The 24,329-nt window shown below is 71.3% G+C and carries 20 protein-coding genes and 1 pseudogene; 11 read left to right on the forward strand and 10 right to left on the reverse strand.

What is annotated here, in order from left to right:
* Positions 1 to 33: 33 nt before the first annotated feature.
* From OG792_RS19240 to OG792_RS19255, 4 genes are all read right to left on the reverse strand, one after another.
* Entirely contained in the window at positions 34 to 840 is an 807-nt protein-coding gene (locus tag OG792_RS19240; protein WP_329100796.1) for an SAM-dependent methyltransferase, read from the reverse strand.
* Positions 841 to 1,020: 180 nt separating this feature from the next.
* On the reverse strand, positions 1,021 to 2,229 hold the full coding sequence (locus OG792_RS19245) for an acyl-CoA dehydrogenase family protein (RefSeq protein ID WP_329100798.1): 1,209 nt from the start codon (positions 2,227 to 2,229) through the stop codon (positions 1,021 to 1,023).
* Between the two features lie 161 nt (positions 2,230 to 2,390).
* Positions 2,391 to 3,548, reverse strand: coding sequence for an NAD-dependent formate dehydrogenase (locus tag OG792_RS19250; RefSeq protein WP_329100800.1), 1,158 nt, complete (start codon positions 3,546 to 3,548; stop codon positions 2,391 to 2,393).
* A 290-nt stretch (positions 3,549 to 3,838) separates the two neighbouring features.
* Positions 3,839 to 4,903: a class I SAM-dependent methyltransferase gene (locus OG792_RS19255; RefSeq protein ID WP_329100802.1), complete on the reverse strand. Its 1,065-nt coding sequence runs from the start codon at positions 4,901 to 4,903 to the stop codon at positions 3,839 to 3,841.
* Between the two features lie 197 nt (positions 4,904 to 5,100).
* Here OG792_RS19255 and modA point away from each other — a divergent pair, with 197 nt between their 5' ends.
* The 5 genes from modA to OG792_RS19280 all read left to right on the forward strand — a co-directional run bounded on the left by modA (position 5,101) and on the right by OG792_RS19280 (position 9,374).
* Positions 5,101 to 5,901, forward strand: a complete 801-nt coding sequence (modA, locus tag OG792_RS19260) for a molybdate ABC transporter substrate-binding protein (protein WP_442932247.1) — start codon at positions 5,101 to 5,103, stop codon at positions 5,899 to 5,901.
* A gap of 28 nt (positions 5,902 to 5,929) precedes the next feature.
* Entirely contained in the window at positions 5,930 to 6,757 is an 828-nt protein-coding gene (locus tag OG792_RS19265) for an ABC transporter permease (RefSeq protein WP_329111325.1), read from the forward strand.
* A complete protein-coding gene (locus OG792_RS19270; RefSeq protein ID WP_329100804.1) occupies positions 6,754 to 7,893 on the forward strand; it encodes an ABC transporter ATP-binding protein in 1,140 nt (379 codons plus the stop codon). The genes OG792_RS19265 and OG792_RS19270 overlap by 4 nt, the downstream gene beginning before the upstream one ends.
* 111 nt (positions 7,894 to 8,004) lie before the next feature.
* The gene (locus tag OG792_RS19275) at positions 8,005 to 8,580 is read left to right on the forward strand and encodes a molybdopterin-dependent oxidoreductase (RefSeq protein ID WP_329100805.1); all 576 of its coding nucleotides are present in this window, start codon (positions 8,005 to 8,007) and stop codon (positions 8,578 to 8,580) included.
* A 125-nt stretch (positions 8,581 to 8,705) separates the two neighbouring features.
* Positions 8,706 to 9,374 carry a cysteine hydrolase family protein gene (locus tag OG792_RS19280; RefSeq protein ID WP_329100807.1) on the forward strand — a complete coding sequence of 223 codons (669 nt, stop codon included), beginning with the start codon at positions 8,706 to 8,708 and terminating at the stop codon, positions 9,372 to 9,374.
* A gap of 53 nt (positions 9,375 to 9,427) precedes the next feature.
* On the opposite strand, the gene OG792_RS19285 is transcribed toward OG792_RS19280, so the two are convergent.
* Positions 9,428 to 10,459, reverse strand: a complete 1,032-nt coding sequence (locus OG792_RS19285; RefSeq protein WP_329100809.1) for a fatty acid desaturase family protein — start codon at positions 10,457 to 10,459, stop codon at positions 9,428 to 9,430.
* A 114-nt stretch (positions 10,460 to 10,573) separates the two neighbouring features.
* On the opposite strand from OG792_RS19285, the gene OG792_RS19290 reads away from it, so the two are divergent.
* The 3 genes from OG792_RS19290 (at position 10,574) to OG792_RS19300 (ending at position 13,107) form a co-directional block, all read left to right on the forward strand.
* On the forward strand, positions 10,574 to 11,875 hold the full coding sequence (locus OG792_RS19290) for a sensor histidine kinase (protein ID WP_329100811.1): 1,302 nt from the start codon (positions 10,574 to 10,576) through the stop codon (positions 11,873 to 11,875).
* On the forward strand, positions 11,827 to 12,462 hold the full coding sequence (locus OG792_RS19295; protein WP_329100813.1) for a response regulator transcription factor: 636 nt from the start codon (positions 11,827 to 11,829) through the stop codon (positions 12,460 to 12,462). Before OG792_RS19290 ends, OG792_RS19295 begins: the two co-directional genes overlap by 49 nt.
* A 264-nt stretch (positions 12,463 to 12,726) precedes the next feature.
* Positions 12,727 to 13,107: a hypothetical protein gene (locus OG792_RS19300; RefSeq protein WP_329100814.1), complete on the forward strand. Its 381-nt coding sequence runs from the start codon at positions 12,727 to 12,729 to the stop codon at positions 13,105 to 13,107.
* Between the two features lie 232 nt (positions 13,108 to 13,339).
* Here OG792_RS19300 and OG792_RS19305 read toward each other — a convergent pair whose 3' ends face one another.
* The 3 genes and pseudogenes from OG792_RS19305 to OG792_RS19315 all read right to left on the reverse strand — a co-directional run bounded on the left by OG792_RS19305 (position 13,340) and on the right by OG792_RS19315 (position 16,241).
* Positions 13,340 to 13,690 (reverse strand): DoxX family protein, encoded by a 351-nt coding sequence (locus OG792_RS19305; protein WP_329111326.1) that lies wholly within the window; start codon positions 13,688 to 13,690, stop codon positions 13,340 to 13,342.
* Between the two features lie 768 nt (positions 13,691 to 14,458).
* Positions 14,459 to 15,205, reverse strand: a pseudogene (locus OG792_RS19310) (AfsR/SARP family transcriptional regulator); the annotation flags it as partial.
* A gap of 112 nt (positions 15,206 to 15,317) precedes the next feature.
* Positions 15,318 to 16,241 carry a calcium-binding protein gene (locus tag OG792_RS19315; protein WP_329100815.1) on the reverse strand — a complete coding sequence of 308 codons (924 nt, stop codon included), beginning with the start codon at positions 16,239 to 16,241 and terminating at the stop codon, positions 15,318 to 15,320.
* 218 nt (positions 16,242 to 16,459) lie between these two features.
* Between OG792_RS19315 and OG792_RS19320 the strand changes: the two genes are divergently transcribed.
* Positions 16,460 to 18,217, forward strand: a complete 1,758-nt coding sequence (locus OG792_RS19320; RefSeq protein ID WP_329100817.1) for a glycoside hydrolase domain-containing protein — start codon at positions 16,460 to 16,462, stop codon at positions 18,215 to 18,217.
* Between the two features lie 203 nt (positions 18,218 to 18,420).
* Entirely contained in the window at positions 18,421 to 20,490 is a 2,070-nt protein-coding gene (locus OG792_RS19325) for a S8 family peptidase (protein ID WP_329100818.1), read from the forward strand.
* A gap of 135 nt (positions 20,491 to 20,625) precedes the next feature.
* Here the strand turns inward: OG792_RS19325 and OG792_RS19330 are convergent, their stop codons facing one another.
* Complete coding sequence (locus tag OG792_RS19330) at positions 20,626 to 21,591, reverse strand: Acg family FMN-binding oxidoreductase (protein ID WP_442932249.1); 966 nt, start codon at positions 21,589 to 21,591, stop codon at positions 20,626 to 20,628.
* 185 nt (positions 21,592 to 21,776) lie between these two features.
* Between OG792_RS19330 and OG792_RS19335 the strand changes: the two genes are divergently transcribed.
* Positions 21,777 to 22,415 (forward strand): response regulator transcription factor, encoded by a 639-nt coding sequence (locus OG792_RS19335; RefSeq protein WP_329100819.1) that lies wholly within the window; start codon positions 21,777 to 21,779, stop codon positions 22,413 to 22,415.
* 16 nt (positions 22,416 to 22,431) lie between these two features.
* Here OG792_RS19335 and OG792_RS19340 read toward each other — a convergent pair whose 3' ends face one another.
* A complete protein-coding gene (locus OG792_RS19340; RefSeq protein ID WP_329100821.1) occupies positions 22,432 to 24,159 on the reverse strand; it encodes a GAF domain-containing sensor histidine kinase in 1,728 nt (575 codons plus the stop codon).
* Positions 24,160 to 24,329 lie beyond the last annotated feature (170 nt).

Raw genomic sequence — 24,329 nt, forward strand, 5'->3', positions numbered from 1 at the left:
GCCGACCGCCGCACGGTGCGCAGGCCGCGAGGATCAGCGCTTCCGGGCTATGCCGCCGGCCATGAGGCGCTCGGCTACGGAAAGTTCGTGGGTGATGGGGGCCTCCGGCCGCCATTCCGGTAGGGACACCAGGCCCGGCTCGACCATCTCCAGGTCGCCGAAGAAACCCTGAAGTTCGTCCAGCGTACGGAATCGGCCGGTGCCCAGCACGCTGAGGTAGGTCTCCTCAAGCTCGGCGGCTTCGGGGAAGGACGCGCAGAAGCTGGTCATGAACAGGTGACTGCCGGCGGGCACGGCGTCCATGTACGCCTTCGCGACGCCCTGCGGGTCCTCGCTGTCGTGCAGGTGGTGCAGGATCCCGACGAGCAGGATGCCGACCGGCTGGGAGAAGTCGATGAGGCGGTGCACCTCGGGGTCGGCGAGTACGGCCCGGGGGTCCCGCAGGTCGGCCGTGACCACTGTCGTGTTGTCGTTCTCCACGAGCAGGGCCCGGCCGTGGGCCAGGACGATCGGATCGTTGTCGACGTAGACCACACGGGCCTCGGGCGCCGAGCGCTGTGCCACCTGGTGGGTGTTCTCCCTCGTCGGCAGCCCGGATCCCAGATCCATGAACTGCCGGATGCCGGCCTGTTCAACCAGATAGCGGACACCCCGGCTGAGCATCTGCCGGTTGTAGGCCGCCACCTCGGGGAGCTGTGGCACGATCTTGAGCATCTCCCCGACAACGGCGCGGTCGATCGCGAAGTTGTCCTTACCGCCGAGAACGACATCGTAGGCACGCGCGATACTCGGTTTCGAGGGGTCGATTCCGACCGAGGTCGACCGGTCCTGCTCCGCCATCAATCCTTCTTTCGTGATGTCTCACCGTTGCCGGTTGACGATCCTAGAGGACTTCCGGCGGCCCGTGGGCCCATGTATCTCCACAGTGGAACGGCCGAGACCACACCGGGCTCGACCAACTCCGATCGCCGACCGCACCGTCCGAGGCGGCTCCGGCACGAGCACGTGTCGGTCGGTCGGCTACAGCTGACCGTGGTTCGGCGGCACGGTGTCACCGATCTCGTACGCGCCGAGGTGGTGGTACTTCCAGTCCACGGGATCGTGCACGCTGTGGGTACGGGCGTTGCGCCAGTGCCGGTGCAGGTCCCACCGTTCGTCGGTCGCGCTGGTACCGCAGAGCGCGAACAGCTCGCTGCCCGCCTCCACGGCCACCTCGCTGGCGAATGCCTTCGCGCCCGCGACGGCCAGGGATCCGGTCGTGGCAGCGGCGGCGTCGACCGGCACGAGCCCCACGTTCTCCAGGACCGTCGCCGCGTCGGCCAGGAGTGCTTCCGCGGCCCGTACCCGGGTGGCGAGCCGACCGTAGCGGTGCAGGACGTGCGGGTCACCGGCCGCCGAATCGGCACCCGCCCGGACCGCCTCGGTGCTGGGCCGTGCGCGGTCGCGCAGGTAGGAGCGGGTGTCGCGGAGCGCGCCGCCGGCGATGCCGGCCTCGATCGCGGCGTGCACCAACTGCGCGCGTGCGCCGAGCTGCTGCGGGACCGCGTACGCGGCGGCGTAGTCCAGCACCAGGTCCGGGTCGACCGCGACGGCGTCGAGCGTGGTGGTGCCGCTGATCGTCGCCCGCTGACCCATCGTGTTCCAGTCCTGGTCGACGTCGAGTCCGGCCGCGTCGCGGGGCACGACGACCAGCGTCAGCCGGCCCTCGTCGTTCAGCGCGCTCACCGCCACCCAGGCCGCCGTCAGCGCGCCGGTGCAGTAGTACTTGCGCCCGTCGAGCCGCAGCCGACCGCTGTCGTCGGCGGCCAGCCGGGTGGTGAGGTCCTGCGCGTGCCGGCCACCGCGCTCGGCGAGCGCGTTCCCGATCCGTCGGCCGGCGAGCACCTCGGCGAAGAGGCGTTTGCGTGCCGCGGCCCCGCCCCAGACGGCGAGGATGTCCACGACGAGGAAGTGTCCCTGCGGTACCTGTGCGATGGCCGGGTCGACGCTCGCCAGGATCCGGGTGACCTCGGCCAGTGTGCGCGGTCCGAGGCCCGGTCCGCCGTGGTCGGCCGGGACGGTGATGCCGAGCAGACCGGAGCCGTCGAGGACGGCGAGGACGTCACGGGGTACGACCGAGGCGCCCGCCCGGTCGCGCTCGATCACCCCCGGCGCCAACGTCTGCGCCACGCGGTGCGCTGCCGCCACCGCGTCGTCGTGAGAACTGAGGTACGCGGCGGCATCGGTCACCAGCGCACCGTAGCATCGCGATCTCGGCTGCGGCACGACCGGGACGGGACAATTGATCATGGCCCGAATCACGACCGGCCGACCGCGTCCTCGCGGCGGGGTCAGGTCGACCTGGGAATCTGACCCCGCCGAACGGACGAGCCGGACCCGTCGGGCCGTCGTTACCTGGCGCTGTAGGAGTGCTGGCCGGTGCCGGCGAGACGACCGCCGTCGACGATGAGGTACTCGTCCCGGATGGGCCGGCCCTGGAAGAAGCATTCGAGGATCTCGCGGGTGCCGGCGGCGTACCGTGCCTGGGCGGTCAGCGAGGTGCCGGAGATGTGCGGGGTCATGCCGTGGTTCGGCATCGTCCGCCACGGGTGGTCGGCCGGCGCCGGCTGCGGGTACCACACGTCACCGGCGTAGCCGGCGAGCCGGCCGGACTCCAACGCGCGCACGATCGCGTCCCGGTCCACGATCTTCCCCCGGGCGGTGTTGATCAGGTACGAGCCGCGCTTCATCTTGCCCAGCAGCGCGTCGTCGAACATGTTCTCGGTCTCCGGGTGCAACGGGCAGTTGATCGTCACCACGTCGCACACCCGGACCATCGACTCGGCGTCCGGGTGCCAGGTGAGGTTCAGTTCCGCCTCGATCTCCGGGGCCAGCCGGTGCCGGTCGGTGTAGTGCAGCCCGACGTCGAACGGCTTGAGCCGGCGCAGCACCGCCAGCCCGATCCGCCCGGCCGCGACCGTACCGACCTGCATGGCCTCCAGGTCGTAGGCACGGGCCGAGCAGTCGGCGATGTTCCAGCCACCGTCGAGAACCCACTGGTACGACGGGAGATAGTTACGGACCAGCGCCAGGGTCATCATGACCACGTGCTCGGCCACGCTGATGCTGTTGGAGAAGGTCACCTCGGCGACCGTGATGCCGCGTCCGATCGCGGAGGAGAGGTCGACGTGGTCCGAGCCGATGCCGGCGGTGATGGCCAGCTTCAGGTTGGGCGCCTTCGCGATGCGTTCCGGGGTCAGGTACGCCGGCCAGAACGGCTGGGAGATGACGATGTCGGCGTCGACGAGTTCCCGTTCGAACACCGAATCGGGTCCCTCCTTGTCGGAGGTGACGACGAACGTGTGGCCCAGCGATTCGAGGAAGGAACGCAGCCCCAACTCGCCGGAAACGCTTCCGAGCAGTTGCCCGGGAAGGAAATCGACCTTCTCGGGACTCGGTACGGTCTGACCGCCGGGGTAGTGGTCGATCTGCGGCAGGGTGTCCCGAGCGTACGTGGTGGGATAGCCGGTGACCGGGTCGTCGTACAACACGCACAATATCTTCGCCATGGCGGACTCCTCCGGGCTTGTCGAGGGACGGAAATGATCAGCGGGCGGCGTACCACGCACGGGCGATGCGTCAGCGCTGGTCCGTTGATTGTTTCGGCGCAATTTCAGCGTGCTGTACCGGTGCCGGCGGGACAATGAGCAAGTTCCGAATGGTCGATAGGCGACGCCTATCGACGGCCCCGCCGCGATCACCCACGCGACGACAGACCCCGGGCAGACGGGTCTGTGCCCGGGGTCTGGCCCCGGTAGCGGGCGGTCGGCGACGGGACGCGGGTGGCGTACCGGTCCCGTCAGGTGTTCCGGCGGGTGGCGGTCGCGAAGAATCGGTGCGGTGGGTCGTCGTAGCCGGTGAGCTGCCAGCCGGTGCGGGCGGTCGAGTGCCGCAACGGTGCTTGCGCGAGGGGTTCGTCGGGGCGTAGGGGGCGGCCGTGACGGGCGGCGAGGGCGGCTCGGCCGGAGGGGTGGAAGAGCACGAGTCGTCCGCCGGGCCGGGTGATCCGGGCGAGTTCGCCCAGGCCGGCTTCGGGGTCGGGCAGGTGGGTGAGCAGACCCGCGGCGAACACCGCGTCGACGGACGCGTCGGCGAGCGGGAGGTTCCGGGCGTCGCCCAGGAGCAGGTCGGCGGCGGCCCGTTGCGCGTGTGTCCGGGCGGCGGTGAGCATCTGCGGTGTGAGGTCGAGGCCGACGACGACGCCGTGCGAGCCGACCGCGTCACGCAGGGCGGGCAACGCGCGACCGGTTCCGCAGCCGATGTCGACGACGACGCCACCCGTGGTGAGGTTCGCCTCGGTCACGGCGGCCGCGTAGGCGGGCATGTCGTCGCCGAACTTCGTGTCCCAGGTCGCGGCGCGGATGGCGAAGAAGGCTCGCGATTCGCTGAGGTACCAGCGGTCGTGTGGCACGAGCCGGTCGGTGAGTTGGCGGATCACCGGCCAGGTCGGATCGTGCAGGTCGATGACGATGTCGCAGCCGGGGCCACGGCCGCCGGTCGCGGCTCGGCCGACGGGTGGGGTACGGAGCCAGACGACAACGTCCCACTCAACGGTCGGCGGGCGGCCGCGCCAGTGGGAGCCGTCGGCGACCGCGACGGTGTCCGGGGCACGTCCGGCGCGCCAGTCGTCCGCCATTGCGGGTGTGGGCTCGGTCAGCCGGGCGCACGGACGTCCGCTGGCGTGCAGGGTGTCGGCGAGGCGGTCGGCGACGACCGCCGCCTGCGCGGCACCGCCGTCGATCACGACGGAAACGGCGCCCGACGGGAGCGCGTCGGCGACATGGTCGAGGACCTCGGTCCAGCGCCGGCTCTGCTCGTCGGTCAGGGTCTGCCATGCCGGTAGCGACACCGGTTCACCAGCCATGACTGCAATGATGCAGATGCGACCCACGGAATGAAACAGCACACCGAGGATACGGCCCGATCAGCCCATTAATCCTCGCAGTTGCGACGGACTAGGGTGTCCAACGTGACGGTGTTTCGGATCGCAGTCATCAAATCCACCACGGTCATGGTGGAGAAACCCGCCCTGACCGCCGGTAGTAGAGGGAGGACCAGTTCGTGAGAGCACGACGGTTCCGCACCGCCCTGGCCGCGCTCACCGCGCTTGCGGCGTTGGGTCTCACCGGCTGCGCCGGTGACGCCGACACCGCCAGCCCGCAACCGGGCAGCAGCAGCCCCGGCGTCACCGGCACGATCACGGTCTTCGCTGCGGCGTCGCTGACCGAGTCGTTCACGGCCATCGGCAAGGACTTCGAGGCGGCCAACCCCGGCGCGAAGGTCACCTTCAGCTTCGCCGGCAGTTCCGCCCTCGCCACCCAGATCAACCAGGGCGCACCGGCGGACGTGTTCGCCTCCGCCGCACCGGCGAACATGAAGACCGTCACCGACGCCGGCAACGGTGACGGCACCCCGACCACCTTCGTGAAGAACCAACTCGTCATCGCCGTACCGAAGGGCAACCCGAACGGGGTCACCGGGCTGACCGACCTGACCAAGCCGGACGCGAAGGTCGCCCTCTGCGCCGAGCAGGTCCCCTGCGGCGCGGCCGCGAAGAAGGCACTCACCGCCGCGAACGTCAAACTGACCCCGGTCACCCTCGAACAGGACGTCAAGGGCGCCCTGTCCAAGGTGAAGCTCGGCGAGGTCGACGCGGCCCTGGTCTACCGGACCGACGCGAAGGCGTCCACCGCCGACGTCGACGGGATCGAGTTCCCCGAGTCGGCCGGAGCGATCAACGACTACCCGATCACCGTGCTGAAGAGCGCGCCGAACCAGGCCGGCGCCCAGGCGTTCGTCGCGTACGTGTTGTCGGACGCCGGTAAGTCCGTGCTCACCCAGGCCGGCTTCCAGGCCCCCTAGAACGGTGCCACCTCTCGAAGAGCCCGACGTGGTGGCGCGGCCGGCGACGGTCGCGCCACCGCACCGGCGCAGGCGCACCGGACGGATCCCGGTGGCGCTGCTCGTGCCTGCCGCGCTCGGTCTGCTGTTCCTGGTCCTGCCCCTGGTCGGCCTCCTGGTCCGGACGCCGTGGAGCACCCTGCCGCAGCGGCTCGCCGAACCCGGCGTACTCACCGCGCTGCGGCTGTCGTTGCAGACCGCCACCCTCGCCACACTGCTCTGCCTCGCCCTCGGCGTACCCCTGGCCTGGCTTCTGGCGAGAATCGAGTTCCCCGGCCGGCGGGTCGTACGCGCACTCGTCACCGTGCCGCTCGTCCTGCCACCCGTCGTCGGCGGGGTGGCACTGCTGCTCGTCTTCGGCCGCAGGGGGCTGCTCGGCGGCTGGCTCGACTCCACCTTCGGCATCACGCTGCCGTTCACCACCACCGGCGTCGTGCTCGCCGAGGCGTTCGTCGCCATGCCGTTCCTGATCATCGCCGTCGAGGGCGCGCTACGCGGCGCGGACACCCGATACGAGGAGGCTGCCGCCACTCTCGGCGCCGGCCGCTGGACCACCTTCACCCACGTCACGCTCCCGCTCGTCGCCCCCGGCATCGCCGCCGGGGCGGTCCTCTGCTGGGCCCGAGCCCTCGGTGAGTTCGGCGCCACCATCACCTTCGCCGGCAACTTCCCCGGCCGTACCCAGACCATGCCGCTCGCCGTCTACCTCGCCCTGGAGACCGACCTGGAATCGGCCATCGTGCTGAGCCTGATCCTGCTCACCGTCTCGGTCGCCATCCTCGCCAGCCTCCGCGACCGGTGGATCACCAGCCCATGACCACACCCGTGCCCGCCACCCCGACACCCACCGCCACCCCGACACCCACCGCCGGCCGGGCGAGCACCGGCGGTGCCCTGCTCGACGCCCACCTCGTTGTCGACCGGGGCACCTTCCGCCTCGACCTGCACCTGCGGGTCGACCCCGGTGAGGTGGTCGCCCTGCTCGGGCCGAACGGTGCCGGCAAGACCACCGCCCTGCGTACGCTCGCCGGCCTGGAACCGCTCACCGCCGGGCACATCACCCTCGGCGGGACCGACCTCGACCGCCCCGACCACCGGACCTGGCTGCCCACCGAGCGCCGCCCGATAGGTGTCGTCTTCCAGGACTACCTGCTCTTCCCGCACCTCAGCGCGCTGGACAACGTCGCCTTCGGACCCCGCCGACACGGTGTCGACCGGCGCCGGGCCCGGGAGCAGGCCGCCGGCTGGCTCGACCGGATGGGTCTGACCGAACACGCCCGGCGCAAACCACGGCAGCTCTCCGGCGGCCAGGCCCAACGGGTAGCACTCGCCCGCGCACTCGCGGTCCACCCGGCGCTGCTGCTACTCGACGAACCCCTCGCCGCGCTCGACGCCCGTACCCGGCTGGACACCCGCGCCGAGCTGCAACGCCACCTCGGCGAGCACGGCGGGGCCACGCTGCTGGTCACCCACGACCCGCTCGACGCGCTGGTGCTCGCCGACCGGCTGGTCATCGTCGAGGACGGCCGGATGGTGCAGCAGGGCGACGCCGCCACCATCACCGCCCGGCCGCGTACGGACTACGTCGCCCGCCTCGTCGGACTCAACCTCTACCGTGGGCACGCCGACGGGTCGACGGTCCTGGTCGGCGACGCCTTCCCGCTCGCCGTAGCGGAGCGGCACGACGGGGACGTCTTCGTCGCCTTCCCGCCCTCGGCCGTCGCACTGCACCCGAACCGCCCCGACAGCAGTCCCCGCAACACCTGGCCCGCGACCATCACCGGCATCCAGCGCCACGGCGACAACCTGCGCATCCAACTCGACGGCCCGATCGGGGTGGCCGCCGACGTCACCCCGCTCGCCGCCGCCCAACTCCACCTCGTACCCGGCCAACCCGTGTGGGCGGCGGTCAGGGCCACCGAAACCCGGGTCTACCCCGCCGGCGCCCCGTGACCTCCCGGCGGTGACCCATCCGGACATCGCCGGCCAACCGCCCATCGTTGTCCACGGGCACACCCGGCCACTGTCCACCGTCGCCACCCCGGCCCAACCAGAGGAGTCGCCATGACCACGACCGTCTCACCGCTGCGCCGGATCATCGGCCTGGCCATCGCCCTGACCACCGTCGTCACCCTCGGTGGCGCCGCCGCCCACGCCGCCCCGACCAGCACCTCGGGCGACACGGGAACCGCGGGCGCGACCGTCGCCCATCGTCTCGCCCTGCGGGTCGACGGCGCGGTGGGTCGCCGGCTGCACCTGAGCAACGCCGACCTCGCCCGGCTGCCGCAGCGGACCATCACCCTGACCTACCAGAGCGGATCCGGTCCCCAGACCCACACCTACACCGGACCGCTCCTGCTCGACGTCCTCAACCGCGCCCAACCGCGCTTCGACCCGCAGATCAAGAACCACAAGCTCCGGCACGTCGTCACGGCCACCGGCAGCGACCGGTACCAGGCCGCCTTCGCCTGGGGCGAGATCGACCCCGACTTCGAGGGCAAGACCGTACTCGTGGCCATCACCGAGGACGGACAGCCGACCGCCGACGGACGGCCCCGGGTCGTCGTGCCGGGCGACAGGCACGGGGGAAGGTACGTCTCCAGCCTGGTCAGCCTCCAGCTGACCGCTCCCCGCCGGTAACCCGTACCGCTGGCGGTGGTCGGGTCCTCCCCGGGGTTCCACAGGGCAGGACCCGGCCGTCCCGTGATCCGGCCGCCGAACCGGCTCGGCGATCCTGGCCCAGCGCCGACGGTAGGAGGAGCTCCGTGACCCACACTGGACAGACCCCGGACCCGCACCTGATCCCGCACTGGGAGTCGGCGGTGCTGGTCACCATCGACATGCAGGTGGACTTCCTGTCCGACAGTCCGTACGGCCTGGCCGGCACCACCGAGATCGTGCCGAACCTGCGCCACCTCGCCGACGCGTTCCGGGCCGCCCGCCGGCCGATCGTGCACATCGTGCGCCTCTACCCGCCCGGCGGCGAAAACGCCGACCTGGCCCGGCGGACACTGCTCGCCGGTGGCGCGCGGATCGTGGCGCCGGGATCGCCGGGCAGTCAACTCGCCCCCGGCCTACTGCCGGCGGGAGCGCCGGAACTCGACCACCCGCGACTGCTCGGCGGCAAGCCGCAGAGGCTGAACCCCACCGAGTACGTGATCTTCAAACCGCGATGGGGTGCGTTCTACCGGACACCGCTGGCGTCCCTGCTCGACGACCTGGCGGTCGACACCGTCGTCTTCGCCGGGTGCAACCTGCCCAACTGCCCCCGCGCCAGCATCATCGAGGCGAGCGAGCGCGACTACCGGACAGTCCTGGCCACCGACGCCGTCTCCCAGGCAAGCGAGCAGGGCTTCCGGGAGATCGCCGGGATCGGTGTGCAGCTACTGACCAGCGACGAGATCACCGCCGCCCTGTCCGGTCGGCTTGGCTAGGCTCGTGTCCGCGTACGAGGTTGGTTCACGACCCGCTCCAGCGGGACCCGCTCTCAGCGTGCCGCGTGTTCGGCGCGGGCCGGTGCGCCCACCTCGTGCAGGTACCGCAGGGCCTGGCGGTAGGAGGTGACCAGGCTCGTCTGCTCGTACGGCACGCCGATCTCGGCGCAGTACGCCTGCACGATCGGCTGGGCCTTGCGCAGGTTCGGGGTCGGCATGCCGGGGAACAGGTGGTGCTCGATCTGGTAGTTCAGGCCGCCCAGCGCCGCGTCGGTCAGCCAGCCGCCGCGGACGTTGCGTGAGGTCAGCACCTGCTTACGGAGGTAGTCCTCGTCGCCGGTCGGGTGCGGCATGCCCTTGTGGTTCGGTGCGAACGTCATGCCAAGGTAGACGCCGAACAGCGCCTGGTGCACCAGCAGGAAGGCGATTGCCTGGAGCGGCGAGAGGACGATCAGCAGGGCCGAGAGGTAGCCGACGGCGTGCAGGATCAGCAGCGCGCTCTCCAGGCCGCGGCGCTTCACGGTGCCGCCGCGCAACGCCTTGACGCTGGCCACCTTCAGGTCGACGGCGAGCAGGGTGAGCAGCGGGAAGAACAGCCCGGCCTGGTGCCGGGTGATGAAGCCCTTCAGCCCACGCCGTCCCAGGGCCGACTCCGTGGCCCAGATCAGCACCTCGGGTGCGACGTCCGGGTCGAGGTCGTCGTGGTTGGGGTTGTTGTGGTGACGGGTGTGCTTGTCCATCCACCAGCCGTAGCTCATCCCGACGCCGAGGTTCCCGGCCAGCCGTCCGGCGAATTCACCGGGCCGTTTGGTGCGGAACACCTGGCGGTGTGCCAGGTCGTGCGCCACGAGCGCGACCTGGGTGAATGTGACGGCGAGGAACGCTGCCGTCACCAACTGCCACCAGGACGAACCGATGACGAAGAACGCGACCCAACCGCCGAGGAGCATGAGCGCGACGATGCTCAGCCGGGCGGCGTAGTAGACGGGCCGGCGTTGCATCAGCCCTTCGCCGCTGATCCGCCGGGACAGGACGGCGAAGTCACTGCCGGTAGTGGCCCGCGACGGCGTCGTGGTGATCGTCATATTTCTATCGAACCGCTCGACGCCCGCGCTGTCAGGAGCGCTAACTCCCTCGGTGTGGTGGTGCTAGCACCACCATCGTGCCGCTGACCTGCGGGCACAATATGATCCGTGGACATGTCCGGGACCGGTGAACGGTTGGGCCGTTGGATCCGACGCGGGGTGCGCTCCGTGCTGGGCGGCGTGGCCGCGATCGGTCTGGCGGTCGCCAACCTGCCGCTGTTGGCGGTGTCCGTTGTCGCGTTGGCCCTGACTCCGGTGCCCTTCCTCGGCCTGGCGCTGGTGCCGTGGACGATGACGTTGGTCCGGCTGCGCGCCGATCTGGAGCGCAGGCGCGCCTCCCGGACCGGGGTGCCGGTGACACGTCCGTACCATCCGCCCCCGGAACGGGCCGTGGCCGGCGGCTGGCGGCGCTTCCGGTGGACCGTGACCGACCCGGCCACCTGGCGTGATCTTGCCTGGCTCGCGCCCGGCGCGGTCGTCGGGTTCGCGCTCGGAACGGTCCGGGTGGCGGTGCCGCTGTACGGGCTCCTGGGTCTGACCCTGGCGCCGTTGTGGATCTGGCTCGGCACCGGCTGGTACGGCTACGGCGCCATCTGGTCCATCGACACGTTCAGCGACGGGCTGCTCTGCCTGCCGCAGGGCGCCGTCGTCCTTCTCGCCGGGCTGGCGGCCGCGCCGTGGCTGGGCCGCGTCGACGCGTACTTCGCCCGGCTCTTCCTCGCACCGACCAGGGCCGCCGAACTCCGGCTGCGCGTCACCCAGCTGACGGTGACCCGTGCCGACACGGTGGGCGCTCAGGCGGCGGAGCTGCGTCGCATCGAACGCGACCTGCACGACGGCGTCCAGGCCCGCCTCGTCTCGCTGGGCATGATGATCGGTCTGGCCGACGAGCTGATCGACCGGGACCCGGTGGCGGCCCGCGAGCTGCTCACCGAGGCGCGCGAGTCCAGCAGTACGGCGCTCGTCGAGCTACGGAACCTGGTCCGCGGAATTCACCCGCCGGTGCTCGCCGAACGGGGGCTCGGCGGAGCGGTCCGCGCGTTGGCGCTCAGTCTGGCGATGCCGATCACGGTCACCACCGTGCTTCCCGGCCGGGCCGACGCACCGGTGGAGTCCGCGGCGTACTTCGCCGTCGCCGAGACCCTGACCAACATGATCCGACACAGCCGCGCCCACACCGGGTCGGTGTCGTTACGGCACTCGGAGGGTGTGCTGACGATGGTGGTCAGGGACGACGGTAAGGGCGGTGCCGACCCCGCCACCGGCACCGGTCTGCGCGGTATCGAACGCCGCCTCGCGGCCTTCGATGGCACGATATTGCTGTCGAGCCCGCCCGGGGGACCGACCGTCATCACCATGGAGCTGCCGTGCGCGTTGTCATCGCCGAGGACCATGCCCTCCTCCGTGACGGACTGACCCGGCTGCTGAACGCCTTCGACTTCGACGTTGTCGCCGCCGTCGACAACGGCCCGGCGCTGCTGCCCGCCCTGATCACACACCGGCCCCAGGTCGCGGTCATCGACGTCCGCCTGCCACCGACATTCACCGACGAGGGACTACAGGCCGCGACCGCGGCCCGTACCCAGATTCCCGGCCTGCCGATCCTCATGCTCTCCCAGCACGTCGAGCCCCTCTATGCCCGCGAACTGCTCAGCACCCCGCACGGTGGTGTCGGCTACCTGCTCAAGGACCGGGTGTCGAACGTCGGCGAGTTCGTCGACGCGGTCCGTCGGGTAGCCGACGGCGGTACCGCGATGGACCCGGAAGTGATCTCGCAGCTACTCGCCCGCCGGGAGCCGCTCGCGGTGCTCACCGCGCGCGAACGTGAGGTGCTCGGCGAAATGGCCGAGGGCCGCTCCAACGCCGCGATCGCCGGCAAGCTCCGCATCACCGAAAAGGCGGTGAGCAAGCACATCAACAACATCTTCACCAAGCTCGACATGCCCCCCTCCGATGACGACAACCGCCGGGTCCTGGCCGTCCTCGCGTACCTCAATTCCTGAACGTCCGGGGAACAGTCGGGCGAGTGGGAAGCCCCCGTCGGCGGTCAGGACACAGAACTCGTTGCCGTCGGGATCGGCCATCGCCACCCGGCCGACCTCGTCCCGGCCACAGTCGATTCGAGTCCCCTCGGACCGCGTGTGGCGAACGGATCGCGGGTACGGCGGTCTGCTCGACGAGCACCGCCGCCTCCTCCGACCACCACTCGACGGCACCGGGTTGCGCAGCGGTGACAGAATCGACCGGTCCCCTCCTGGAAGGCGATCATGGAAACTGGCGTTGAGGTGATCATCGCGGCTCTCGTCGCGGGCGCGACGGCGGGCTCGACGGACGTGGCCAAGACGGTGATAACCGACACCTATACCGGGCTGAAGAACCTCCTCCGGGGACGCCTGGCAGGGCGCCCGGAGGCGCAGGAGGTCCTCGACGCGCACGAGACCGAACCCGGCCGCTGGCAGGCGACAATCGGCGACGATCTGGCCGACAGTGGCGCGGACACCGACGAGGAGGTGCTGGCCATGGCACACCGACTACTGAACCTCGCCGACCCACACCAAATCCGAGCTGGCAGCTACCACATAGACGCAAGTCAGGCCCAAGGCCTCCAATTCGGCAACCACAACAACCAAACCAACCACTTCCACTAAACACACACCCCCACCCCAACACCCACGACTTCGACGATCTTGCACTTGTGGCGCCTGATTTGGGACACTCATCCGGATTTGCATGCCACCACAAGTGCAAGATCGTCGCGGGCTGGAGTGGCTCACCCCCGCCCGGGAACGTGGCGGCTTCGAGGCCGAGTGACGGGGCTATGAGGTCCCCACTCCCCGCCCGGGCCGAGCGGCACCGGAGCGCCGTCGGCGACCGGATACCTCACCAGTGGTGGCTCAGGTTCACCGTCAGTGCGGCCACCGCCGTGGCGAAGAACACGGCCCATCCCACGAGCTGACGGGAACCCACTCGCAGATGCGCGACGAACGCGCCGAGAAAGTACAACACGAGACCGGCGGCGGCGAACGTCCCCAGCGGTGGCACCGCAAACCCGACCAGCAGCCCCAGGGAACCCGCCGCCAGCAGCGTGCCCAACACCGGTACCCATGACCGTGGCACACGCTTCATGTCCGCCTGGGCCTTTGGATAGTCGTGGCCGATCAGGTAGGTGACGGCGGCGATGCCGTTGAGGACCGACGCGAGGATGGTGACCGTAACGTAAGCGGCGAACATGGGCTCTCCTTCGTGGTTACTTCGAGGACGAGCCGGTGCCGCAGAGTGTGACGTGTTCTGACGACGGAGTTCCCGGCGACGGGCGCCTGACGGCCGGCGGCGGGGCGGGGCCCTGGTCAGGGCGGCCAACCCGATCGCAATCGATTCACAGTCGACCCCGCGTAGAAATTGCCCAGTCCTCGACGGGATGGTCCCGGTGCTGGTGGACGAAGGGGGAAGCTCATGTTGAACAAGACCAGGATCCGTAAGGTGGCCGGGCTGCTCGGTGCGACGGCCGCGGTGGTCGCGCTGGGTGCGGCGGCAAGCCCGGCACCGGCCTCGGCGCTCGCCGAGGTCGGCTCGGCCGGCACCTACCGGATCGCCACGGTCGACAACCTGGCGGCGGGTTCGACCGCCAGCGGGGGCTGGAACAACACGCCGACCGGCCGTTCCTACTTCGTCGACGTCAAGCCGATCGCCACCACCGTGACCCAGGCCTGTCAACTGGAGGTCACCGAGCCGCCGGCTGCCGAGCAGTTCCCGGATCTCGGCGACCTCGACCCGCCGGCCGATCAGCGTGGTCAGCGGGGCGGGCAGGTACGCGTCCGCCCCGTCCGGTAGCGCTCTACCGCCGGCACCCGCGCCGCGCTCGGCCGTACCGCTGGCACCCGCGCCACGCTCGGCCGTACCCCCGGCACTGGCGGCGAGGGCGGCGGACCCGGCGGCGGCGCCGACCGGGCCGGCGCCGACCACCTCGCCGCCGAAGGCGTCGTCGGCCAGGATGGCCGCCTCCGTCTCGCGCAGCCGGCGGCCCGGCTCGATGCCCAACTCCTCGACCAGCGCGGTCCGGACCCGGCGGTACGCGCCGAGCGCCTCGCCCTGCCGGCCGGACCGGTACAGCGCGATCATGAGCAGCTCCCAGAGCCGTTCCCGCAGCGGATCGCGGGCGACCAGCGCCTCCAGCTCGGCGGCCACCCGGGCATGCTCGCCCAGCGCCAGCTCGGCGGTGTAGAGATCCTCGGTCGCGTAGAGCCGGGACTCCCGCAGGGCGGCGACCTCGGCGCGGGCCCACTCGCCGAGTGGACAGTCGGAGAGCACGTCGCCGCGCCACAGCCGCAGTGCGGCGCGCAGCGCCTCGGCCGCCTCGGTGTTGGCCCCGGCGCGCAACGCCCGCCGGCCGACCACCACCAACTCCTCGAAGCGCCGGGCGTCGGTCCGGCCGAGCGTGATGTCCAGGGCGTACCCGGGTGGCCGGGTGACGATCAGCTCGGTCAGGCCGGCCGCGCCGAGCGCGCGCCGCAGGTACGCCACGTGGGCGTGCAGCGTCTTGGTGGCCGAGCCGGGCGGATCCTCGCCCCAGATTCCGTCGATCAGTTGGGGCCGGGGGACGATATCCGGTGCCCGCAGGGCGAGCAGACCGAGCAGGCTGCGCTGCCGGGGCCCACCCAACGCCACCCGTACGCCACCGGCGTCGACCTCCAGTGGCCCGAGCAACCGGATGTCGGCGATGACCGGTGCCCCGCCGTTGTCCGCCATCGTGATCTCCCCCCTTTCCGAGGAGGAGAGCACGACCGGGCCCCGATCGCCAGTCGCAACCGGGTTCTGTCGCGATGACGACCGGGGCCGGCCGTAGCGGTCTCCGGGCCGCCTACCGGGCGGTCTCGCAGCCGTACAGGACGCCGCCGCCGCTGCCCGCCTCGCAGATGTCCTGATCGACCGGCAGGACGAGGGTCCGTTGGCTGTCGCCGTACAGCCGGTCGAGACCGGAGCCGCCGAGCAGCAGGTCGTCGCCACCGGAACCGATCAGGATGTCGTCGCCACCGCCGCCGGCCAGCTCGTCGTCGCCATCGGTGCCGAGGAGCACGTCGGCGGCCCGGCCGCCGACTATCTTCTCCACGTCCGACCGGATGGTGTCCGCTTCGTGTGCCGCGCCGTCGTCACCGACCACGCCGTCCGCGTCGGCGCTCACCGCCGATGAGTAGTCGGCGTAGCTGACGGTGTCGTAGCCGGTGCCGCCGGACATCAGGTCCGCGCCCGCACCGCCGAGCAGCAGGTCGGCCGCGTCGTACCCGTAGAGCCGGTCGTCGCCGGGGCCGCCGTAGATCGAGTCGGGTGCGTCGCTGCCGAAGACCACGTCGTTGCCGTCCTGCCCGTACACCGACGTGCCCCGTACGCCCTGCAACTGGAACCGGTCGTCGCCGCTGCCGCCGTAGAACGTGCCGAACGCCCCCGTCGCCCGGATGGTCAGCGTGTCGTCCAGGTCGGCGGTGTCGGCCCAGATGGTGGTGACGACCGGGGCCGTACAGCTCACCTGGTTGGGGGTGACCGCGACGCAGCCGGCGCCCGGCACCACCGGTGCCGCGTTGTCGGTGATCCGGAAGGCGGCCCCGGTCTGCTCGACCGTCACCTCGTTGGCGAGGCCCGGGTCGGCGACGAAGTGGACCGTCGTCCCGGCGACGTGGGCGGAGCCGCCCGCCGCCAGCGCGGGCGTCACACCGACCAGTAGCTGCGCGACGACCAACCCCAGCGACGCACCGGCGCCGGCCATGGTCCTGCGCGACCTCTCGAACAAAGGAGCCTCCATTGATGTGCCACGGACGTCCGTCGCCCGCCACGAGAGTGCAGCACCGGCCGGTTGTGATTCGGTTGCGGTGCCGGGCCGGGAAGAATCGGTCGATCGGGGCCATCGGTCGACGATTGGGCGACAACCCTCTAGTGGCAAACGTCAATACATGGTATGAATTGCCCAAACTTCTCCGCAAGTAGAGAGATTCTCCGACGGAGGCTGGGATGAGAAGAATCATGGCGGGTCTGACCGGCCTCCTGCTCACCGTCGCCGGCTCGGTGGTGGTCGCCGCGCCGGTGCGTGCGGCCCCGCCGGAGAACCAACACGCGGCGGCGGAATCCCGCACCGTGGGTTACCGGGGCTATCGCGTGACGGTTCCGGGCACCTGGCGGGTCGTCGACCTGACCGACCACCCGAGCGAGTGCGTCCGGTTCGACCGACCCACGGTCTACCTGGGACATCCGGGTGACGGGTCGTCCTGCCCCGCGCACCTCGTCGGTCGTACCGCGGGCCTGGTCATCGAGCCGATCGACGCCGTCTCGGCGGAGCGTCTCACGGCGGACACCACCACCACGGCACCGGGCACGGCCGCCGCGAGCGCCCCGGCCTCCCGCGACGACTCGATCCGGGTCGCGGTGCGCGACGCGGGCGTGCTGGTCAGCGCGGTACACACCCCGCTGACCGAATCCCTGGTCCGCCGAATCCTGGGCACCGCGACCCTCGGCCCGGACGCGGTGCCGTCGGCACTGCCCGCCGCCGCCACCGCGCCGCGGGCCGCGACCGGGCGGACACCACTGGCGGCGTCCGGTCCACAGCCGGGCACCTACACCGGCAGGGGCTTCGACACGTGTACGGCACCATCGCAGTCGACCATGAACGCCTGGCGGGCCAGCTCGCCCTACCGCGCGATCGGCGTCTACATCAGCGGCGCCAACCGGTCCTGTGCCCAGCCGAACCTCACCGCGAGCTGGGTGACCAACCAGACCGCGAACGGCTGGCGCCTGATCCCGATCGAACTCGGCCGCCAGGCACCCTGCTCCGCCCGCTACACGCTGTTGATGTCGAGCGACCCGGCCACCGCACGAGCGCAGGGCTCGACCGCGGCGACCGGTGCGGTCGGTGCCGCACAGGCGCTGGGCATCCCCGCCGGCAGTGCGATCTACAACGACGTCGAGGGCTACCCGTCGAACGCGTCCTGTCGGGCCGCGGTCCTCTCCTTCCTCTCCGGTTGGACCGACACGCTCCACTCGTACGGCTACCTCGCGGGTGTGTACTCCAGCGGCGCGTCCGGGATCACGGACGTGGCCGGCGCGTACAACGATCCTTCCTACAGTCGGGTGGACCACATCTGGTTCGCCTGGTGGAACAACGTGGCGAACACCGACGCCGGACCGTACGCGCCGGCGGCGTACTGGGCCGACCACCAGCGGCTGCACCAGTACGCCGGTGACGTCTACGAGACCTGGGGCGGCGTACAGATCCGGATCGACCGTAACTACCTCGACGTCTCCACCGGCACCGGTCCGCCGGCCTGGAGCAGCACGGTCGACAACACCACCCCCGGCCGGTTCACCGCGAGTGCGAACTGGGGCACCTCCAGCTACTCCGGCCAGCGGTTCGGCACCGACTACCGGTTCGCGAACCCGACCCCGGCCAGCGATGTCGCCTGGTACCGGGTCGACATCCCGGAGACCGCGTCCTACGAGGTGGCGGTCTGGTACCCGGCCGACGCGGGCTACAACGACTCGACCCCGTACATGATCGCCACCACCGGCGGCTACCAGACGGTACGGGTCAACCAGCGCGTCGACGGCGGCCGGTGGGTGTCGCTCGGCGCGTTCACGCTGGCCGCCGGCGACGGCAGCCGGGTGGGGGTGAGCCGGTGGACCGCCGGCACCGGTCATGTCGTCGCCGACGCGGTGCGGATCACCCGCCGGGTCACCACGATGACCACGCCCGGCGCCGGGCCGACGCGGGACTGACCGCGCCGCTGCCGTTCACCGTTACGTCGCGAGGTCGTGGCTGTCGCCCGGCCGGCCCGGTCCCCCGGGCCGGGCCGGGCGTCCCGGTGTGTCCACAGTGGGGCAACCAGCCGTTAGGTCGATTGTGGCCAGTCCGGGCGCTGGTATAGACACATGCAAGTACCTCGATGTTGCCACCGCACTTCATCCGGAGGTAAGTGAGAATGACGTTCTCCACCAGGACGATCGGTCGATGGCGGGCACTCGGCGTAGTGCTCACCGCCAGCACGCTGGTCCTCGCCACGACGGCCATCCCGGCGTCGGCGGGCACCGACCCGGCCGCCACCGGCACCGGCCCGGTCAGCGCAGACGCCAAGGGATCGCCCGGCTCACGCACGGCCGGCGCCATCCTGCGGGCCGGCGGCAAGACAGCAGTCAAGGACAGCTACATCGTCGTCTTCAAGGACTCCGTGGTCTCCCGCACGGCCGTGGCCGGCAAGGCGCGGGATGTCGCCACCCGGGCCGGCGGCCGGATCGGCCACCAGTACTCGCACGCGCTGCGGGGCTTCGAGATCACGGTGAACGAACAGGCCGCCCGCAAGATCGCCGCTGACCCGTCAGTCGCCTACGTCGAGCAGAACCACACCGTGTCGATCGCGGGCACCCAGACCCCCGTACCCTCCTGGGGCCTGGACCGCATCGACCAGCGCAACCGCCCGCTGGACAACAGCTACACCTACCCGGTCACCGGGTCCGGCGTACGCGCCTACGTCATCGACACCGGCATCCACTTCGCACACACCGACTTCGGCGGCCGCGCGGTCAGCGGGTACGACGCCGTCGACGGCGGCAGCGCCGACGACGCCAACGGCCACGGTACGCACGTCGCCGGCACCGTGGGCGGCGGCTCCTACGGCGTGGCCAAGGGCGTCACCCTGGTCGGCGTCCGGGTGCTCGACGCCAACGGATCGGGCACCTGGGCCCAGGTCATCGGCGGCGTCGACTGGGTGACCGCCGACCACGATCCCGGTGAGCTGGCGGTGGCCAACATGAGCCTCGGCGGCGCCGGCACCGCGGTGAACGCCGCCGTCGCCAACTCGATCGCCGACGGCGTCAGCTACGCGGTCGCGGGCGGCAACGAGAGCACCGACGCGTGCACCCGTACCCCGGCGAGCACGCCGACCGCCATCACCGTCGGCGCCACCGACAGCGGCGACGCCCGGGCGTCGTTCTCCAACTACGGCACCTGCCTGGACATCTTCGCGCCGGGGGTGAGCATCACCTCGGCCTGGCACACGAGCAACACCGCCACGAACACCATCAGCGGAACCTCGATGGCCAGCCCGCACGTGGCGGGAGCGGCGGCACTCGTGCTCGCGCAGAACCCCTCCTTCAGCCCCCAGCAGGTACGCGATGCGCTGGTCAACGACGCCACCAACGGCGTGGTCGGCAACCCCGGCACCGGCTCGGTCAACAAGCTGCTGTACGTCGCCAACACCGGAACCCCGCCGGCGAACGACTTCTCCGTGGCCGTCTCGCCGGCCTCCGGCACCACCCCGCAGGGCGGATCGGTCGCCACGACCGTGGTCACCGCGACCACCTCGGGCTCGGCGCAGGCGGTCAGCCTCTCCGCCACCGGCCTGCCCGCCGGCACCACCGCGACGTTCGTGCCGCCCTCGGTCACCTCGGGTGCCAACTCGGCGCTGACCATCCAGACGTCGGGCTCGACACCGCCGGGCAGCTACCCGGTCACGGTGAACGGCAGCGGCGCCTCGGGCACCCGGACGGCCACGTACACCCTGGTCGTGACCGGGACCGGCGGCTGCCCGAGCCCCGGCCAGAAGCTGGGCAACCCCGGCTTCGAGGCGGGGCACTCGGTGTGGCAGATGACCCCGGACGTGATCGGCCAGCACGCGCCCTACCAGCCGCCCCGCACCGGGTCGTACAACGCCTGGCTGCTCGGGTACGGCTTCACCACGTACGACATCCTCCAGCAGACGGTGACCCTGCCGGCCGGCTGCTCCTCCTACCAGCTGAGCTTCTGGATGAAGATCAGCACAGCCGAGTACGAGGGCCTCGCCTTCGACGGCATCCAGGTGCAGGCCATCGTCGGTTCGACCACCACCCCCCTGGCGACCTGGACCAACCTGGACGCGACCCCCGACTACGTACTGCGCACCGTCGACCTGTCCGCCTTCGCCGGGCAGACGTTCCTGTTGCGCTTCTACGCCACCGAGGACTGGTCCCTGCCCACCTCGGTCGTGATCGATGACACGGCGCTGACCGTGTCCTGACCGCCGCTGATCGCGGTGCCCGGGCGTGCCTGCGCGCGCCCGGGCACCCGCGGTTTCACGGCAGACCCGGCGGTGGCGAGCGAGACGTCGTTGTCGGTCAGCAGAGCGCCCGTGACCAGCCGTGGCGGTGCCGGTCTACCCGTCGATCACGTCGTCCGGATCACGTCGGGGCGTCGGCCAGCCCGGTTGGCCGTACCCGATCCGCATCACCATCTGGGGCGCGCCGTGCCGGCCGAGGGCCAGCCGCAACTGCTCGCGGGCCCGAGGCACCTCGATGGGTTGGGACAGCATCGAGACGGCGAGACGGGCGTCGGTGGCGGTGAGCAGCACACGTTGCAGGGCCTGCCCGGCGGCGATCTGGTCGGCGGGGCTGTCACCCGAGTAGCCGAGGACGGCGACCAGCGGTTCGGGTTCGAAGTCCCGGCCGGGTGCGCGGGTGCGTACGCCGAAGGCCCGTTGGGGCAGCAGGTCGTGCGGTTCACCCGCCGGGCCGCCCGCCTCGACCGGCACGCCGTCGCGGTCGAGACCGGTCCGGACCCAACCGGCCAGCTCCGCGCGGTAGTCGTCGTCACGTTCGAGAACCCGGTTGGCGGCCCGGCTGATCTCGGCGACCGCCTGCACCGCCGGGGCGCCGATGACCATCTCCAGCCACGCGTCCTCGGCGCGGGCAGCCTCGACAAGGCGCCACCGGGCCTCCGCCCGGACCGGGTCGGGCCGCAACGGTGCGCGGTTGCTGCACCGAAGCGGGATCGCGGCGTACAGGTCGCGTTCGGTCGGGGTCGCGGGCCGCGGCGGGCCGGGGACCAGCCGGGCCACGACGTCCAGGTCGTACGGGTACGGGCGGATCCGTACCCGCGCGGGAGTGCCGGCGAACGCCAGTCCCAGGCGCAGGTTGAACAGCGCGGCACCGCAGCTGATCCGGGCCGCCCAGCGGGTCGGGTCACTGGCCGGCAGCAGCCGCTCGGGGTCGATGCTCACCTCGATGCCACCATCCCGGAGCCGGAAGCGCCACGGCTGGCTGTTGTGCAGCGACGGTGCCCGGACCGCCGCGGCTACCGCGCCGCACAGGTCGGCACCGCTGAAGGTGGTGGCGATCGTCATGACGGACGGCTCCTGGGTCGGTGTGGGCGTCTTCCGCTTCGGTCCGTCACCACCGTCGCGCGGACGGCATCGGGTCGGACAGGGCCGGACGTCCCGCCCGATCGGGGCCGGTGGCCCGGCCGGTCCCGGTGGTGGGGGGACCTTCGGCCCTGTGCCCGCCGGTCCGGCCGGGGTAGAAACGACACATGATCCGTGTCTTCCTTCTCGACGACCACGAGGTCGTCCGCCGTGGCCTGGCCGACCTGTTGCAGAGCGCCGGTGACATCGAGGTGGTCGGCGAGTCGGGGCTGGCGCAGGAGGCCACGGCGCGCATACCGGCGCTGCGACCGGACGTGGCGATCCTGGACGCGCGGCTGCCCGACGGCAGTGGCATCGACGTGTGTCGCGAGGTACGCGCCGTCGACTCGTCGATCCGGGGACTGATCCTCACCTCGTACGAGGACGACGAGGCGCTGTTCGCGGCGATCATGGCCGGCGCCCACGGGTACGTGCTCAAGCAGATCCGCGGCACCGACCTCGTCGACGCGGTACGCCGGGTCGCGGCGGGTCAGTCACTGCTCGACCCGGCGGTGACCCAACGGGTACTCGAACGCATCCGCAACGGCGTCGAGCAGCCGCGCGAACTCCGGACGCTGACCGAGCAGGAGCGGCGGATCCTGGAGTATGTCGCCGAGGGGCTGACCAACCGCGAGATCGCCGCGAAGATGTTCCTCGCCGAGAAGACCGTCAAGAACTACGTGTCGAGCCTGCTGGCGAAGCTGGGCCTGGAGCGGCGTACGCAGGCCGCGGTGCTGGCCACCCGGCTGCTCGGCCAGCGCTCCTGAGCGTCGGCCGACCTCGTCAGTCGCGTAGCGGCACGCTCCAGCGCACCAGGGTCCCGCGCGGTGCGGCGGCCGAAACCGCGAACTCGCCACCGCGGCCCACCGCACGCTCGCTCATGTTGACCAGGCCGCCGCGCGCCGCGTCGAGACCGGTGCCGATCCCGTCGTCCTCGACCGTGAGGGTGAGCCGGCCACGATCGACCCGGACCAGCACCGTCACCCGGGCGGCCCGCGCGTGGCGAACCGTGTTCGACAGCGCCTCCCGCAGCACCGCCAGCAGGTCCGGACGTACGGCGTCGGGCACGGCGCTGTCGACCGGACCGGCGATCTCCAGCGCCGGCCGGAACCCGAGGGACTCGGCGGCGGCGTCGACCGCGTCGCGGATCTCGGTCCGCAGGGCGGCACTCATCGGCGTACGGAGTTCGAAGATGGCCCGGCGGATGTCCCGGATCGTGGAGTCGAGCTCGTCGACCGCGGCATTGATCCGCCGGCCGACCTCGGCCCTGGCCGTCAACGGGGCCGTGCTCTGCAACTGCAAGCCGGTGGCGAACAACCGCTGGATCACCACGTCGTGCAGGTCACGGGCGATCCGTTCGCGGTCCGCCAGGACGACGAGCAGTTCCCTCTCCTCCTGCGCGCGGGCGCGTTCCATCGCCAACGCCGCCTGCGCGGCGAAGCTGGCCAGCAGGGGCACGTCGTCCTCGCCCGGCCAGGACTGCCCGGCGGCGTTCGCCACGACCAGAACGCCGTGCAACGTCTCGGCCGCCGACAGCGGGGACACGATCGCCGGGCCGTCGGTGACCGGCACCGGCCAGGGCGCCACCTTGGCCAGACTCTCGACGATGATGTGGCGCCGCTCGGTCACCGAGGCGGCGAAGGTCGTCTCGGCCGCCGGCAGGACCGCTCCCACCAGCGGGGACACCGCCTCGCCGGCCACGTCGGCGACCTCGACCGTGAACTGCGCGGCCTCCTCGTCGTAGAGCAGCACGAGGACGAGCTCGGCGCCGGCGACCTCACGGGCGCGGCGGGCGACGAGGGCCAGCGCGTCGGTACGGCGGACCTCGCCGAGCAGCACGGTCGTGATCTCGGCGGTGGCGGCGAGCCAGCTCTCCCGGCGGTGCGCCACGGCGTACAGCCGGGCGTTCTCGATCGCGACACCCGCGGCGGCGGCGAGTGCGACGGCGATCTCCTCGTCGTCCTCGGTGAACTCCCCCGCGCCCTTCTTCCCGGCCAGGTAGAGATTGCCGAAGACCTGGTCGCGGATCCGGATCGGGGTGCCCAGGAAACCGTGCATCGGCGGATGACCGGGAGGAAAGCCGTACGACTGGGGATGCTCGGTGATGTCGGGCACGCGCACCGGTCGGGGGTCGGCGATCAGCAGCCCGAGTACGCCCCGTCCGCGCGGCAGGTCGCCGATGGTGGCGTGCTGCTCGGCGTCGATGCCGTGGGTGATGAACTCGGTCAGCAACCGATCGGGGCCGATCACGCCGAGCGCGCCGTACCGGGCGTCGAGCAGTCCGCAGGCGGCCTCGACGATGCGCCGCAGGGTGGTCCGGAGGTCGAGATCGGTGCCGATCGCCACCACCGCGTCCAGCAGTGCACGCAGCCGCTCCCGACTGGTGACGACCTCGCCGACCCGGACGAGCATCTCGTGGAGCAGTTCGTCGAGCCGGACCCGGGACAGCGGACTGAGCCCCAGCGAGGGGCCGTCGCGACGGTCGTCCTCGGCGGGTCTCGGCACGTCCATCCGCTGATGCTAGCTGGCAGCCGCCGAGCCGGTCCTGCCGCGCTCCCGGCGGCCCGGACGCCGGGCGGTCGTCGTCTGCCGTGCCTTCGCCCTCTCGGCAGCCGGCTTCAACGGCGAGCGAACGCTCAACTGGATTTTCGGGTTCAGATGCGTGCCGATATCGCAATTGG

This window comes from Micromonospora sp. NBC_01699 (assembly GCF_036250065.1).
Lineage (GTDB): Bacteria > Actinomycetota > Actinomycetes > Mycobacteriales > Micromonosporaceae > Micromonospora_G.

Coding starts and splice junctions, on each gene's coding strand:
- OG792_RS19240 (WP_329100796.1), bottom strand. CDS start 840: ATGGCGGAGCAGGACCGGTCGACCTCGGTCGGAATCGACCCCTCGAAA.
- OG792_RS19250 (WP_329100800.1), bottom strand. CDS start 3,548: ATGGCGAAGATATTGTGCGTGTTGTACGACGACCCGGTCACCGGCTAT.
- OG792_RS19255 (WP_329100802.1), bottom strand. CDS start 4,903: ATGGCTGGTGAACCGGTGTCGCTACCGGCATGGCAGACCCTGACCGAC.
- OG792_RS19270 (WP_329100804.1), top strand. CDS start 6,754: ATGACCACACCCGTGCCCGCCACCCCGACACCCACCGCCACCCCGACA.
- OG792_RS19275 (WP_329100805.1), top strand. CDS start 8,005: ATGACCACGACCGTCTCACCGCTGCGCCGGATCATCGGCCTGGCCATC.
- OG792_RS19285 (WP_329100809.1), bottom strand. CDS start 10,459: ATGACGATCACCACGACGCCGTCGCGGGCCACTACCGGCAGTGACTTC.
- OG792_RS19290 (WP_329100811.1), top strand. CDS start 10,574: ATGTCCGGGACCGGTGAACGGTTGGGCCGTTGGATCCGACGCGGGGTG.
- OG792_RS19300 (WP_329100814.1), top strand. CDS start 12,727: ATGGAAACTGGCGTTGAGGTGATCATCGCGGCTCTCGTCGCGGGCGCG.
- OG792_RS19305 (WP_329111326.1), bottom strand. CDS start 13,690: ATGTTCGCCGCTTACGTTACGGTCACCATCCTCGCGTCGGTCCTCAAC.
- OG792_RS19320 (WP_329100817.1), top strand. CDS start 16,460: ATGAGAAGAATCATGGCGGGTCTGACCGGCCTCCTGCTCACCGTCGCC.
- OG792_RS19325 (WP_329100818.1), top strand. CDS start 18,421: ATGACGTTCTCCACCAGGACGATCGGTCGATGGCGGGCACTCGGCGTA.
- OG792_RS19330 (WP_442932249.1), bottom strand. CDS start 21,591: ATGACGATCGCCACCACCTTCAGCGGTGCCGACCTGTGCGGCGCGGTA.
- OG792_RS19335 (WP_329100819.1), top strand. CDS start 21,777: ATGATCCGTGTCTTCCTTCTCGACGACCACGAGGTCGTCCGCCGTGGC.
- OG792_RS19340 (WP_329100821.1), bottom strand. CDS start 24,159: ATGGACGTGCCGAGACCCGCCGAGGACGACCGTCGCGACGGCCCCTCG.